Annotated in this window: 9 protein-coding genes; 8 read left to right on the forward strand and 1 reads right to left on the reverse strand. The window is 58.9% G+C overall.

The annotated features are described in order from the left end of the window. The first annotated feature begins 601 nt into the window (after positions 1-601). The 4 genes from MPRO_RS00800 (at position 602) to MPRO_RS00815 (ending at position 7845) form a co-directional block, all read left to right on the forward strand. Positions 602-1861, forward strand: coding sequence for an NAD(P)/FAD-dependent oxidoreductase (locus MPRO_RS00800; RefSeq protein ID WP_067285937.1), 1260 nt, complete (start codon positions 602-604; stop codon positions 1859-1861). A 79-nt stretch (positions 1862-1940) separates the two neighbouring features. Then, positions 1941-4493: a nitrite reductase large subunit NirB gene (nirB, locus tag MPRO_RS00805; protein WP_067285925.1), complete on the forward strand. Its 2553-nt coding sequence runs from the start codon at positions 1941-1943 to the stop codon at positions 4491-4493. 11 nt (positions 4494-4504) lie between these two features. Next, complete coding sequence (nirD, locus tag MPRO_RS00810; RefSeq protein WP_067285927.1) at positions 4505-4849, forward strand: nitrite reductase small subunit NirD; 345 nt, start codon at positions 4505-4507, stop codon at positions 4847-4849. Positions 4850-5196: 347 nt separating this feature from the next. After that, positions 5197-7845 (forward strand): nitrate reductase, encoded by a 2649-nt coding sequence (locus tag MPRO_RS00815; protein WP_067285929.1) that lies wholly within the window; start codon positions 5197-5199, stop codon positions 7843-7845. A gap of 18 nt (positions 7846-7863) precedes the next feature. On the opposite strand, the gene MPRO_RS00820 is transcribed toward MPRO_RS00815, so the two are convergent. After that, complete coding sequence (locus MPRO_RS00820; RefSeq protein ID WP_082708367.1) at positions 7864-10512, reverse strand: bifunctional diguanylate cyclase/phosphodiesterase; 2649 nt, start codon at positions 10510-10512, stop codon at positions 7864-7866. 230 nt (positions 10513-10742) lie between these two features. On the opposite strand from MPRO_RS00820, the gene MPRO_RS00825 reads away from it, so the two are divergent. The 4 genes from MPRO_RS00825 to MPRO_RS00840 all read left to right on the forward strand — a co-directional run bounded on the left by MPRO_RS00825 (position 10743) and on the right by MPRO_RS00840 (position 14068). Beyond that, complete coding sequence (locus MPRO_RS00825) at positions 10743-11654, forward strand: DMT family transporter (RefSeq protein ID WP_067285932.1); 912 nt, start codon at positions 10743-10745, stop codon at positions 11652-11654. Then, entirely contained in the window at positions 11655-12656 is a 1002-nt protein-coding gene (locus MPRO_RS00830; protein ID WP_067285933.1) for a CobW family GTP-binding protein, read from the forward strand. Between the two features lie 162 nt (positions 12657-12818). Then, complete coding sequence (locus MPRO_RS00835) at positions 12819-13415, forward strand: SCO family protein (protein WP_067285934.1); 597 nt, start codon at positions 12819-12821, stop codon at positions 13413-13415. Positions 13416-13462: 47 nt separating this feature from the next. Continuing rightward, positions 13463-14068 carry a copper chaperone PCu(A)C gene (locus MPRO_RS00840; protein ID WP_067285935.1) on the forward strand — a complete coding sequence of 202 codons (606 nt, stop codon included), beginning with the start codon at positions 13463-13465 and terminating at the stop codon, positions 14066-14068. The last annotated feature ends 536 nt before the right edge of the window (positions 14069-14604 follow it).

The raw sequence follows: 14604 nt of genomic DNA on the forward strand, positions 1-14604 counted from the left end.
GTGCTGTTACTGATCAACCTGCTGCAGGCGTTTTTCGCGTCATGACACCCAACCCAACGTCTGTCCGCAACAGCAGCAATAACGCGCCCTTTAGCGGCGAATTTCCTCCACGACCTGACCACCCCCAACAGCCAGCTGGAGGCCCGGTTACGCGACCAGCCGCTGATGACCCGCAACCCGCTGCTCGGCTGGCAGCTCATTGCCGGCGTGCTATTGCTGATCAACCTGCTGCAGGCGCTGTTGTAGCAGGCGCAGTGCCAAGCTAATGCCCCGACCCAACTAGCGCCTATCCATCTCACCGATACTGCACTTTCGCACCAATAACAGGCATCAAAGAGGCGCAGACACCCTATACGGTGCATAAAAGCCCCTGATTCAATCCCCTAAAGTCACTAAAGAGTATTGAAAACACACACATTTCAATACTTGGCACGGTACCTGCTTTATACAAACCAGACAAAGCGACGGACTCTTCGGGGTCCACTGAACAAAGGCGTTCATCCCCCGTGTCATGCGCACGGTTGATGAACGCCTTTTTTTTATTGAGCGCTTTTTTAAAACAGGATTTTTCCTGAAAAAGATATTGCGGAGTCAGTCCCGGATGGAACTACAGAAACTGGTCATTATTGGTAACGGCATGGCAACCAGCCGTCTTCTCGACGAGCTGTTGAGCCGCAATGCCAATGCCTACCAGATTACTGTATTCGGTGATGAGCCCGGCGGCGCCTACAACCGCATTCAGCTGTCGCCACTGCTGGCAGGCAGCACAGACCGCAAGTCGATCCAGCTTAAGAGCAGCGCCTGGTACAAGAATCACGGTATCAGCCTGCACAGCAATGATGCTGTCATCGCGATTGACCGCGAACAGCAAACGGTTATCAGCCACAAGGGGCTGCGCTGTGAATACGACCAGCTGATTCTGGCCACAGGCTCACGCCCTGCGCAAATTCCCGCCGACAACCAGGCACTGGCCGGCATCTTCGATTTTCGCACCGAGCAGGATGTTGAACGCATCCTGACCCAAAGCGCCCGCAGCCATAACGCACTGGTGATCGGTGGCGGCCTGCTCGGTCTTGAGGCCGCCGACGCCCTGGCCAAAAAGGGCCTGGACGTGACCCTGATTCACCGCGGCGACTGGCTGATGAACCGCCAGCTTGACGCATGTGCAGGCGAGCTGCTGCGCGCCGAGCTTGCCCTGCGCGGTATTCGCTTTGTACTGGGGGATGAGGTCAGCCACTTCGAGGGCAGCGAACAACTGCAGGGCGCCGTGCTGAAAAGCGGTACCCGTCTCGATGCCCAGCTGGCCATCATCGCCACTGGCATTACCCCAAATTGCGCCTTGGCACGCAGCGCAGGCCTGGAGAGCGGCCGCGGCCTGCGGGTCGATGACCTGCTGCGTAGCAGCGATGCCCGTATCAGCGCTCTGGGGGAATGCATAGAGCACCGTGGACGGACCTTTGGACTGGTAGCACCGATCTGGGAGCAGGCTCGCCTGCTGGCAGATCGACTGGTCCGGGGTCTGGCCACTCCTTATCGCGATGCACCGGTACCCACCAAGCTCAAGGTATCGGGCATCAATCTGTTCAGCGCGGGCGAGTATCTCGATGCCCCTGAGCTGGACAGCCTGACACTTGGCGACAGCTCAAGCTGCGTATATCGCAAGCTGCTGCTGCGGGACAACCGCCTGGTAGGCGTCGTGCTTTATGGCGACGTACAGGACGGCCAATGGTACTTCGAGCTGATGCAGGGCCAGCAGAAGCTGGGCGAACTGCTGCCGCAGCTGATCTTCGGCCGCGCCTGCTGCCTTGACGACAACCCGGACGTGCCGGTCACCACCGCCACCCAGAAAATCGCCCTATGAACACTGAACTTAAACGTGCAGATCGATCCTCTATTACCGGATCCCTGCCTGCCCCAGAATCCGTAACGGGAGTAACCCCATGAACAAAACTAAACTGGTCCTGATCGGCAATGGCATGGTCGGTCATCAATTCCTCGCTAGCCTTGCAGAAAGTGGCGCATCTGAGCGCTTCGAGGTCACCGTGTTCTGCGAAGAGCCGCGCCTGGCCTATGACCGCGTCCAGCTGAGCGCCTACTTCTCTGGCAAGACCGCCGAAGATCTGGCCATGGGGCAGCCGGCGCAGTATGCGCAATGGGGCTACACAGTACGTCTGAACGAAAAAGTTGTCAGCATAGATCGCGACAACCAGACCGTCACCAGCAACACCGGTGCGGTTCTTGCCTACGACCAGATCATTATGGCCACCGGCTCCTTCCCCTTCGTGCCACCGGTACCGGGTCATGATCGCGAACACTGTCTGGTGTATCGCACCATCGAAGATCTGGAAGCCATCACCGCCAGCGCCGCCAAAGGCCGCAGCGGTGTGGTGGTGGGCGGAGGCCTGCTGGGACTGGAAGCGGCCAAGGCGCTGCGTGATCTGGGCCTGGAAACCCACGTTGTGGAATTTGCACCGCGTCTGATGGCGGTACAGCTGGATGATGCCGGCGGCAAGGTATTGCGCGACAAGATTGAAGAACTGGGCGTGAAGGTACATACCGGCAAGAACACCCAGCAGATCGTGGATGGCGACAACGCCGTACACCGCATGGAGTTCGCCGACGGTGAAGTGCTGGAAACTGACCTAATCCTGTTCTCCGCCGGTATCCGCCCGCGTGACGAGCTGGCCCGCAGCTGCGGCCTGGACGTAGGCGAGCGCGGCGGCATCGTTATCGACAACGATTGCCTGACTTCAGACAAGAACATCTTCGCCATTGGCGAATGCGCCCTCTGGAATGGCCGTATCTACGGTCTGGTGGCGCCAGGTTACAACATGGCCAAGGTCGCCGTTGCCAGGCTGCTGGGTGAAGACAAGCAGTTCCTCGGCGCCGACATGAGCACCAAGCTCAAGCTCATGGGCGTGGATGTAGCCAGCATCGGTGATGCCCACGCCCATACACCGGGCGCGCGCAACTACACCTACCTGGATGAAGCCTGTGGCATCTATAAAAAAATCGTCGTCAATGAAAGTGGCAAGCAGCTGCTGGGCGCGATTCTGGTAGGCGATGCCGATGACTATGGCACCCTGCTGCAATACGCTCTTAACGGTATCGAGCTGCCGGAATTTCCCGACAGTCTGATCCTGCCCCAGCGCGGCGGTGACGGCAAACCGGCAGGCCTTGGCGTTGCCGCCCTGCCGGAAACCGCACAGATCTGCTCCTGCCACGATGTCTCCAAGGGGGATGTCTGCCAGGCCATCGATGGCGGTGCCGCCACCCTAGGTGACGTCAAATCCTGCACCAAGGCTGCCACCGGCTGTGGCGGCTGTTCCGCCCTGCTCACCAATCTGGTGAACCACGAGCTCGAAAGCCGCGGTGTAGAAGTCAATCGCAACCTGTGCGAGCACTTCGATTTCACCCGCCAGGAGCTTTACCACCTGGTCCGCGTGGATCAGATCAAGTCTTTCGACGAACTGCTGCACAAGCACGGCCGCGGCAAAGGCTGCGAGATCTGCAAACCCACCGCAGCCTCCATCCTGGCGTCGTGCTGGAACGAATTCGTACTGAAGAAGCCCCACGTCGGGCTGCAGGACACCAACGATACCTTCCTGGCCAACATGCAGAAGGACGGCACCTACTCGGTGGTACCCCGTGTGGCTGGCGGTGAAATCACCCCCGATAAGCTGATCGTGCTGGGCCAGGTCGCCAAGCAGTTTAATCTCTACACCAAAGTCACCGGCGGTCAACGTATCGACCTGTTCGGCGCCCGCCTGGAAGAGTTGCCACAAATCTGGCGCATTCTGGTGGATGCCGGCTTTGAAACCGGCCACGCCTACGGCAAGTCGCTGCGTACCGTTAAGTCCTGCGTCGGCAGCACCTGGTGCCGCTACGGTGTAGACGACAGTGTGGGTCTGGCCATCGAGATGGAGAACCGCTACAAGGGCCTGCGCTCACCCCACAAGATCAAGTTTGCCGTCTCTGGCTGCACCCGCGAGTGCGCCGAGGCCCAGAGCAAGGACGTGGGCATCATTGCCACCGAAAACGGCTGGAATCTTTACCTGTGTGGCAACGGCGGCATGAAACCTCGCCATGGTGACCTGTTTGCCACGGATCTCGATAAAGACACCCTGATCAAGTACATCGACCGCTTTCTGATGTTCTACGTCAAGACCGCCGATCGCCTGCAACGCACCTCCGTCTGGATGGACAACCTCGAAGGCGGTCTGGACTACCTGCGCCAGGTCATCATCGACGACTCCCTGGGGCTTGGCGCTGAACTTGAAGAGCAGATGTTGCAGGTTGTCGGCACCTACGAATGCGAGTGGAAGAAAACCATTGAGGACCCAGAAGCCCTCAAGCGCTTCCGCCCCTTCGTCAACGCCGATGCCACCGACAGCAATGTGGTGTTTGTGATGGAGCGCGATCAGATCCGTCCCGCTACCGCTGCCGAAAAAGCCGCCAATACACCGGCCGTCCCTGTCAAGATGGTTAGCTGAGGAATCAAGCCATGACTACCAACACAAAACTGATTTCCCTGTGCAGCAAAGCCGACCTGGTTCCCAACAGCGGCGTTTGCGCCCTGGTGGATGGCCGTCAGGTAGCACTTTTCTACCTGCCGGAAGACGAGCAGGTCTACGCCATCGACAATCACGATCCTTTCGGCCAGGCCAATGTACTGTCCCGAGGCATAGTCGGCTCCATCGCCGACGTGCCGGTGGTCGCCTCGCCGCTGTACAAGCAGCGCTTCAGCCTGATCGATGGCCAGTGCTTCGAGGACGAGGCCGTGAAGCTCGCCACCTGGCAGGTAACCCTGCTGGATGACGTGCTGATGATAGACCCAAAGCCCCGTTAAGGGGCATGCGGGACGCATTGCGCACTCAAAAGGCGCCTTTTGTACCGCGGCAGGCCGCCCACTGCTGCGGTTCACACCCAAAAACGCCAATGCCATGGGCATTTTGGGAAATACAACAAACTGGCATGAGATTCGCATAACCCATAACAAGATAGCGAAAGGTGTCACAGCCGGACGGAGGGCAGCCTCTGCCGGAACCGGCACATAACGTGGAAGTTTGGCAATGGCGCCATCTCCTGTCACTTGACGGGAGATGGCGTTTTTTTTATGCGCACTCTTTAGCAGATTGCCTGTGCGCCTTATTCCCCATACACCCAGGTCTAACGAGGCGGCGAGTGGAAACCATCATGAAAAACAATACCGAATCCAGCGCCCTCACCACCTGTCCTTACTGCGGCGTCGGCTGTGGTGTCCAGGCCCGTGTTAAAGACAACCGTCTGATCGCGGTGAGCGGCGATACATCACACCCGGCCAACCAGGGCCGTCTTTGCGTCAAGGGTTCGGCGCTGCATGAAACCACCGGTACCCAGGGCCGCCTGCTGTACCCGCAGATCCAGGGCCAGCGCGCCAGCTGGGATAGCGCCCTGGACAAGGTCGCCGAGACCTTTGCCCGCCTGATCGATCAGCATGGCCCCGACTCGGTCGCCTTTTACCTGTCGGGCCAAATCCTGACCGAAGACTATTACGTCGCCAACAAGCTGATGAAAGGCTTTATCGGCAGCGCCAACGTCGATACCAATTCCCGCCTGTGCATGTCCTCTGCGGTCGCAGGACAAAAACGCGCCTTTGGCAGCGACACAGTACCCGCCTGCTACGACGATCTCGACCAGGCCGATCTGGTCATACTGGTAGGCTCCAATGCCGCCTGGGCCCATCCCATCCTGTACCAGCGCCTGGTCAGAGCCAAACAGGCCCGTCCTGAGATGCAGGTCGTGGTACTGGATCCAAGGCGTACCGCCACCTGCGACCTGGCCGATCGCCACCTGGCCCTCAAGCCCGGCAGCGATGCCTATTTATTCAACGGTCTGCTGAGCTATCTGGCGCAGAACGATGCGCTGGATGACACCTATATTGCGCAACATTGCGAAGGCTTTGACGTCGCCCTGGCCCAGGCGCAGCAGCAGTGCCCGGATTTGATCACCACCGCGGCCCACTGCGGCCTTGAACCTGCGGATGTGCAGTGGCTGTTCGAGCATTTCGCCCGAACCCCGCGCAGCCTGACGTTTTACTCCCAGGGTATCAACCAGTCGTCTTCCGGGACCGACAAGGCCAATGCCATCATTAACTGCCACCTGGCCACAGGACGGGTCGGCAAGCCAGGTGCCAGCCCGTTTTCCATCACCGGCCAGCCCAACGCCATGGGCGGGCGCGAAGTCGGCGGCCTCGCCAACCAGCTGGCGGCCCATATGGAATTCGACAACCCGGCTCACCTGCAGACCGTTTCCGACTTCTGGCAAGCCCCCCGAATGGCCCAGACGCCTGGTCTCAAGGCCGTGGATCTGTTCCAGGCCATTGAGCGTGGTGACGTCAAGGCTGTCTGGATCATTGGCACCAATCCGGCGGTGAGCCTGCCAGACTCGGCCCAGGTACGCCGTGCGCTGGAACAGTGCGAATTGGTGGTGGTGAGTGACTGTATCGAGCAGACCGACACTACAGTGCTGGCCGATGTGCTGCTACCGGCCACCACCTGGGCCGAGAAAAACGGCACTGTGACCAACTCAGAGCGGCGCATCTCGCGCCAGCGCGGCTTCCTGCAGGCCCCAGGGGAGGCACGCCACGACTGGAAAATCATCTGTGATGTAGCCTCACGCCTGGGTTTCGGGGACGCCTTTGACTACCAGCACCCGGCGGACATCTTTGCCGAGCACGCTCGTTTGTCGGGCTATCGCAACCAGGGCAGCCGTGATTTTGATATCTCCGCCCTGGCCGAGCTGTCCCGCAGCCAGTACGACGCCCTGGCGCCTATCCAGTGGCCCGTCACCGACACCTGCCCCGAAGGCACGGCGCGCATGTTCGCAGACGGCCACTTCTTTACGCCCTCTGGCCGTGCCCGCCTGCTGCCCATAGATGCCCGCATGCCGGCCAATCCCTGCGGGGACGGTGATTTCGTGCTCAATACCGGGCGCAGCCGGGATCAGTGGCATACCATGACACGCACGGCGCGAAGCCCTCGTCTGCTGGATCATTGCGACGAGCCCTACATTGAAATCAGCGAACGGGATGCACAACAGCTGCGTATTCACAGCGGCGACCTGGTGAGCCTTTCAGCTCTCGATGCCAGATACATCGGCCGCGCTCGGGTAACCCCAAACCAGCAAACCGGATCACTGTTCGCCCCCATCCACTGGAATGATCGCTATGCCTCCCACGGCGCCGTCGATGCCCTGGTGGCCGCCGTCACGGACCCCGTCTCCGGGCAGCCCGAACTGAAGCAGAGCCCGGTTCGCATGCAGGGACTGCGCCCGCGCTGGCAGGGTATGCTGCTGAGCCTGGACGCCATCGAAACACCCGCCAGTGACTACTGGAGCCGCGTGACGCTGGAGCAGGGAGAGCGCTATGCACTGGCGGGGTTCAGCGACAGACCGGACTGGTCTGACTGGGTACAAAGCTGGCTGCCCACCAGCACCGATCTGATTGAACTACTGGACAGCCGTGCCAATCACTATCGCGCCGCCGCCTTTAGGGACGGCCGCCTGCTGTGGGTGTTTATTGCCAGTTGCGACGCTGAACTGCCGCCGCCAGCCTGGCTGTCGACCCAGCTGGGCCGCAGCCTTACGACCAAAGAGCGCATGCAGCTGCTGTCGGGCCGCCCCAGCGAAGGTGCACCGGATCAGGGCGCGATTATCTGTTCCTGCTTCCAGGTGGGGGAGAAGCGTATTCGCCAGGCGATGAAAGAGGGTGCCAACTCGGTGGAATCTCTGGGCAAGGCGCTGAGCTGCGGTACCAACTGCGGCTCCTGCATTCCAGAGCTCAGAGCCTTGATTGAACACGTCTGAACACAAATATCACGGCCTTCAGTGATTTTCTCTGGCCAGGTGCAGCAGTGGGATTTTAGCCGTGCTTTGCAGCAACCGCTCGGCGTGGTGAAGGTCGAGCGGTTTGGAAAACAGGTACCCCTGGCCTATATCACAGCCATACTGACGCAGGACTCGCCACTGGGATTTAAGCTCCACGCCCTCGGCCACGACTTTCAATCCCAGCGCATGACCCATCTGAATAATGGTGCGCACCACTGTGGCATCGTTGGCGTGCTCTTCCAGCTTATCGATGAAGCACTTGTCGATCTTCAGCGTTGCCACCGGGAAGTGAGTCAGATAGCTGAGAGAACTGTAACCGGTGCCAAAGTCATCAATCGTCAGGGACAAACCCAGCGCACGCAATTGCTCCAGACGCGGCATCACCTGCTCGATATTGTCTGCCAGCAGCGACTCGGTGATTTCCAGCTCCAGCGTCGCAGGATCAAGACCGTTGTCGGCGATCATCTGGCGGGTATAGCTAACAATGGACTCATCCAGCAGCTGGCGTACCGACACATTAATTGCCATGGTCAGGGAGCTGCCGCCGATAGCCTGAAACCGTGCCAGATCCTCACAGCCTTTTCGCAGCGCAAAACGCCCCAGCTTCTCGATCAGCCCGGTATCTTCTGCAACCGCGATGAACTCGTCAGGCCCTACAGCTCCGAGTGAGCGACTGTCGAGTCGCATCAGGGCCTCAAAACCCAGAATTTCGCCGCTCTCGATCGAATGCTTGCTCTGGTAAACCATAAAAAGTTCGCCGTTTTCGAAGGCAATTGGCAATTGGTTTTCGATCTCGAGCCTGCGCTTCATGCGCTTGTCGAGCTCGGCATCAAAGAAGGTAAAACGACCGCGTCCACAACGCTTGGACTCATAGAGCGCAAGGTCGGCATCGCGCATCAATCCCTGGGCATCAGCACTGTCGATAGGGTAGCGCGAAATACCGATACTGATCGTCATATTCAGGCTCTTGCCCTGCAACAGCATGGGTTCGCTAAAGGCCGCCAGTATATTACCCGCCACCTGTTCGACACTGGACAGTCGCTCATAACTGAAATGAATCAAAAATTCGTCGCCACTCATATGCGACAGACTGCCATCATCACCCAACACCTGTTGCAGGCGCTGAGCAACCTTGATCAGCATCTGATCACCAAACAGGTGTCCGAAGGTATCGTTGATCTGCTTGAAGTTATCCAGATCCAGGTAGAACAGCGCCACCTCACCACGGCTGCTCCAGGCCTGCTCCAGCGCCTGCGCAATCAGTTCGCTCGCACGACGCCGGTTGGGCAGCTGAGTCAGCGCATCAAAATTGGCCTGCTGATAGAGCAACGCCTCCGCAACCTTGCGCTCGGTAATGTCCTGACCGATGAGAATAAAACTGACGTCCTCGGAGTCGGGAATTTCTACCCGCGAAATAGAGAACTCATACCATTGCCTGGTACCCGCCCTTTGGCGTTCGCCACACCAGTTGCCATTATTCAGCACCTTGCCGCTGATCTCTGCCAGATCATCACACAGCATGTCGTGGGGCGAAAAGTTCGTTACCGGTAACCCCTTGAGGCGTGCCTCATCCTGTTTCACATCCCCCTCAAATCGGCGGTTGGCATATTCGATACACCAGTTGCTGTCGGTCACCGCAACGCTATCCTGGCTCTGCTCAATCGCCTGGGACAGTTTTTGCAAATTACTCTCGGCGGTGACACGAGCATTAATCAGCCGCGTGCCGGCCAGCCAGATAAGGCGATAGACCAGCAAGGCAACCAGCAGAAACAGCGCCACCACCGTAGCCACCGACTGCACCTTGCCGAGCCAAAGCCAGAACAGCTGACTCAGCGGCATAAATGCGGCTGCCACAAACTGATACTGAGGCAGCAGTTGCGACTGCACAACCACAGATTCGCCATCAAGCGACAGCGAAAAGGCATCACCGCTCGTACCATAACCGCCGCGCAAGCGCAGCTCCAGGAGCGTCTGGGTATCTATCTTGGCGCGGGCCAGGTCCTGCAGAATACTCCCTGTCATGGGGTGGGCGTAACGCAGCTTGCCATCGTCCGCCAGCAGCCAGAAATGCGCACCTGACCCGCGCTGCAAATTTTGCCAGATCGAATTTTTGCCGTTAATACTGTAAAGCGCGACCAGCAGCGCACGTACATTGCCGTCCGTGTCAGGCAGAGCCAAAAAGGCGGGCAGCAGCACCTCTGAATCGACATTCAGACGAAAGGCCGCCCCTACCTTGAGAGATTCGGTATAGCGCGCCTGAGTAATTGCATCACTTGAAGCCAGGCTGATATCGGACGCTATATCAGCGCCCACCCCCAGCAGCAACTCGCCGCGACGATCGAGCACGCCCAAGCCACGGATTTGCGGCACGGTTGCCGACAGCATGTCGAGCGCGGCCTGCAGCTCGGAGCGGCGCAGCCGATTATCCTTTACCAGAGAGGTGCCTGCGGACAGCAGAATCTGTTCCTGCAGGCGAAAGAATGTCTCAGTCTGTTCAACAAAAGCCACGTTCTGCAGGTTCAAATCCTGCTCGGCGCTGCGACTTACCTCTTTCCAGCTGAACCAGCCATAGGCCACGACAGCCAGCAGCAGCAGCAACGACAAGAGCAGCATCGTTAGGCGCAATGGCCTGAAACTATCGGTCATATCCAGTCCCCGGCTCTGGGAGTCCAGCCCGATACCACCGAATCGATGGCACCGGTATAAATTACGGCACTGAGTACAGAGGAGAGAGCCCCTGAAAACACTATAAGTGTTTAATCTATATAGTGCATCCCCCGTACGCAAGGCAGGTTAAATGTTGCAATAACCGGTTTACCGGAACGGATCCCAAGGATACCCTAGCGCACTTTCAAGGATCGAGAGACGGCGCCACCATGGTCAATCTGCGACTTAAAGCCAATCTTCTGCTATTGCTGGTAGCCGCCATCTGGGGACTCGCCTTTGTCGCCCAGCGCCTTGGCATGGATCATCTTGGGCCCTTTGGCTTTAATGCTGCACGATTTCTGCTCGGCGCCCTGTCGCTGCTGCCCCTGACACTCATATTCCGCGCCCGTGCAGGCCAGGGCGAACTGCGCCCGCTCTTGCGTGGCGGTCTGGCAGCAGGCACCCTGCTTTTCTGTGGCGCCTCCCTGCAACAGGCCGGCCTGCTTTACACCACTGCCGGAAATGCGGGTTTTATCACCGGCCTTTATATAGTGCTGGTGCCAATAGCGGCACGCCTGATGGGACAACCAGTAAGCCGTGCCGTCTGGGCCGGCGCCTCCCTGGCACTGGTGGGGCTTTACTTCCTCAGTATCAACGCCGCCATGGTCATTAACCGGGGCGACCTGCTGGAACTCATAGGTGCAGCGTTCTGGGCCGGCCACGTACTGATCATAGGCCGCCTGGCGCCCCATCTGGATGGTTTGCGCCTGTCGATCATACAGTTTCTGATCTGTGCCTTTCTGTGCCTTGGCGTGGCATTGATCTATGAACAGGACAGCTTCACCTTCGCCAATTTGAAGGCTGCCTGGCAGCCCATCGCCTACGCCGGCTTGCTGTCGGTTGGGGTCGCCTATACGCTGCAGGTTTATGCGCAAAAGCACGCTCCCGCCGCCCACGCCGCCATCATCATGAGCCTGGAAGCAGTGTTCGCGGCCTTCGGGGGCTGGCTGTTGCTTAACGAGGAACTCACTGGCCGCGCCTTGGCGGGCTGCACCCTGATGCTCGCGGGGATGCTGCTGGCGCAGCTGCCATCACGCAGCGCCAGAACCCTATCGAACACTCAGCGCACAAGGAGCAGCTAAATGGCAGACAAGATACCGGTCAATATCATCACAGGCTTCCTCGGAGTCGGCAAAACCACGGCCATAAACGCGCTACTGGCCCAGAAACCCGCCGATGAGCGCTGGGCGGTACTGGTCAACGAATTCGGCCAGATCGGCGTCGACAAAGCCGCCATGCCCGATGCCGATGGCCTGCATATCAAGGAATTGGCTGGCGGCTGCATTTGCTGCGCCCTGGGACCGGCCCTGCGGGCGGGGCTTGCCACCCTGATTCGCAGCGCCAAGCCCCAGCGCCTGATCATCGAACCCACCGGCCTTGGACACCCCGAAGGCATTATCGATACGCTGCAAAGCGGCAGTTTCAAGGACGTGCTGGACCTGCGCGCCATCATTTGCCTGCTGGATCCACAGCTACTGGAAGACCCGCGAGTCATGACCCACGAAACCTTCCAGGACCAGCTCAATCTGGCCGACATCGTTGTGCTCAACAAGCTCGACCTCGCTTCACCCGCCCTGGTCGACAAGGCGCTGCAGGGGCTCGAAGGTCTGTTTCCGCCCAAACAGCGCATTGAAAAGGCCAGCCAGGGCCGTTTCCCCATCGAACTGCTGGATCTGATTCGCGACGATACCCTGGCCGCGCAGTTTCCCGATAGCCATAGCCAGCAGCAAAGCCCCTCTCCTGCCACCGCACCGCAGCCGCTGCTGTTACCGGAGGCCGGTCAGCCCATTCGACGCATTGGCCAGGGCACTGATTTTGTCAGCTGCGGCTGGGTATTCCACCGCGACGAAGTGTTCGACTATGACCGTCTTGAGATCGCACTCAACAATCTCGAAGGTGCACTGCGCATCAAGGGCGCCTTTCGGATCGGCTATGTCTGGGTATTTTATAACCGCGTGCTCGAACAGCACGATATCGACAAGATCGCATGGCGCCGCGATTCCCGCGTGGAGATCATCGCTCGCCAAGCGCTTGACTGGGATCTGATCGAACGGCAACTGCAAAGCTGTATCGAGTCCCGCTGAGACGGGCTCGCGAGAGAATGCGGGCTGCGACATTCAACCACAGGACAAAACGCAGCTGCTGTCCTAAACTTCGCCTCGCTGCAAGGTGTTACTCAGACCCAGTGAATACCCGAGCCCATGCTTCTAACTCCCCCTAATCGCCCACCAGGAAGGCAGCGACCGATGCAAAAAAACCTGAAAACATTGCGTACCCTGCTGATTATGAGCGCCCTGTTGCTGGCAGGCATTGCCAGTGCAATCCTGCTGCGCCCAACGCCTGTCGAACAAAGCTTGGCAGGGCGCCTGGGCGGAGATTTCAACCTGGTGTCGGCATCGGGGCCTGTAACGCTGGCCGACTTTCGCGGCTATCCCAGCGTACTCTATATCGGCTACGCCTCCTGCCCAGACGTCTGCCCCACCTCGCTGGCAGTCATGGCACAGAGCTTTCTCCGTCTCGAAGCCAGCGACCAGCAACGCGTACGCGGCATCTTTATCAGCGTCGATCCGAAACGAGACACGCCCGAAGTGCTCGCGACCTACAGTGCCTTTTTTCACCCCAGTCTGGTGGGGCTGACCGGCAGCCGGGCGCAGATCGATGCGGTGACCAAAAGCTACGGCGCCTACTATCGCATCAGCGAACAGGCAGACTCAGCCCTGGCCTACAACGTCGATCACAGCTCGCGCCTGTATCTGATCGACGGCGATGGGCAGCTGCTTGAGGTGCTGAGCGACTCGATTACCTCGGATGAACTGGCCGCCAAACTGCGCACGCTGCTCTGACTCTCCCCATCCAGCCTTCACCCATCGACAGCAAGGAAGATTCCCATATGCCACAGCAACTAGCGCGCACCGGCCTGCTGACAGCGTTATTAACCAGCCTGTTTTGCACAACCACCGCCTTCGCCGAAGTGCAGGCACAGGACGGTTACGTACGGGCCGTGCCGCCTGGACACAAGATCAGTGCGGCCTACCTGACGCTGCGTAACAATTCCACCCGTGCGGTACAGCTGGACAGCGCCCATACCGACAGCGCTGGCACCACTGAACTGCACCAGAGTCGGCAGCAGGATGGCATCATGCGTATGCGCGCAGCGCAGCAGGTGGAAATCCCGGCAGGGGCGGACTATAAACTGCAGCCAGGTGGCGACCACCTGATGCTGATTGATCTGACGCAGCCCCTCAATGCCGGCGACGAGGTAAGCTTGCAGCTGAACTTCAGTGATGGACAGCAGCTGCAGCTCACGCTGCCAGTTCGCTCCCCCATGGATGAAGCAATGGCCCCTCAGGCCAAGCTCCAGGAACACTCCCAGGATGCTTCACATGACTCCGCACTCGGGGCTGCACACCAAGAGGCGGAATCCATGACCCACGACATGCCGCACAGCGCCTCCCATTCAGAGGGCTCTGACAGCACATCACAGCACAGTCACTGACCAGGGTAACGGACTAGAAAGAGAGGCTAAGGAGTGGGCTTCAGGCGGTCGCCAGATGGCGCTTCATTTCGGGCTCAGGCGATGATGCCAATACAGCCAGCAGCCTGTCGGACTTACCACTGATCTACTGCGGAAAAGCTGATTTTGGGCATTATTCGCGCTCTTTTTTACTCGTCGCAGGCTCCTCGGTCTGCGACCCCGCTAAAGCGGTTCTTTACACTGCGTTCCAAGTGTTAAATAGAACCACTATTCGCCTCAAAAGAGCTCAAAAACTGCCTCATTCAATCGCCGGGAGCTATTGAACGTGCAAAACCCGTAGGGGTGAAGCACATGGATGTGCTGAACAAAACGGACTTTCCCTCGCTACGATCGGCCAAGTCCGACAGGCTGCTAGTGTAGTGTTTCATTCTGTTTAGAGCTTAAGTGGTTATTGGCACGAATGACTTTTTCCAGGATATCGCGGGCACTTTTCGTCCAGATAAATGGCTTTGGATTGGTGTTGTGATGCGCAATGTACTCTTCTATATTGCCAATCA

It is taken from the genome of Marinobacterium profundum, assembly GCF_001528745.1.
Taxonomy (GTDB): domain Bacteria; phylum Pseudomonadota; class Gammaproteobacteria; order Pseudomonadales; family Balneatricaceae; genus Marinobacterium_A; species Marinobacterium_A profundum.

Coding starts and splice junctions, on each gene's coding strand:
- MPRO_RS00825 (WP_067285932.1), top strand. CDS start 10,743: ATGGTCAATCTGCGACTTAAAGCCAATCTTCTGCTATTGCTGGTAGCC.
- MPRO_RS00830 (WP_067285933.1), top strand. CDS start 11,655: ATGGCAGACAAGATACCGGTCAATATCATCACAGGCTTCCTCGGAGTC.
- MPRO_RS00835 (WP_067285934.1), top strand. CDS start 12,819: ATGCAAAAAAACCTGAAAACATTGCGTACCCTGCTGATTATGAGCGCC.
- MPRO_RS00815 (WP_067285929.1), top strand. CDS start 5,197: ATGAAAAACAATACCGAATCCAGCGCCCTCACCACCTGTCCTTACTGC.
- MPRO_RS00840 (WP_067285935.1), top strand. CDS start 13,463: ATGCCACAGCAACTAGCGCGCACCGGCCTGCTGACAGCGTTATTAACC.
- MPRO_RS00820 (WP_082708367.1), bottom strand. CDS start 10,512: ATGACCGATAGTTTCAGGCCATTGCGCCTAACGATGCTGCTCTTGTCG.
- nirD (WP_067285927.1), top strand. CDS start 4,505: ATGACTACCAACACAAAACTGATTTCCCTGTGCAGCAAAGCCGACCTG.
- nirB (WP_067285925.1), top strand. CDS start 1,941: ATGAACAAAACTAAACTGGTCCTGATCGGCAATGGCATGGTCGGTCAT.
- MPRO_RS00800 (WP_067285937.1), top strand. CDS start 602: ATGGAACTACAGAAACTGGTCATTATTGGTAACGGCATGGCAACCAGC.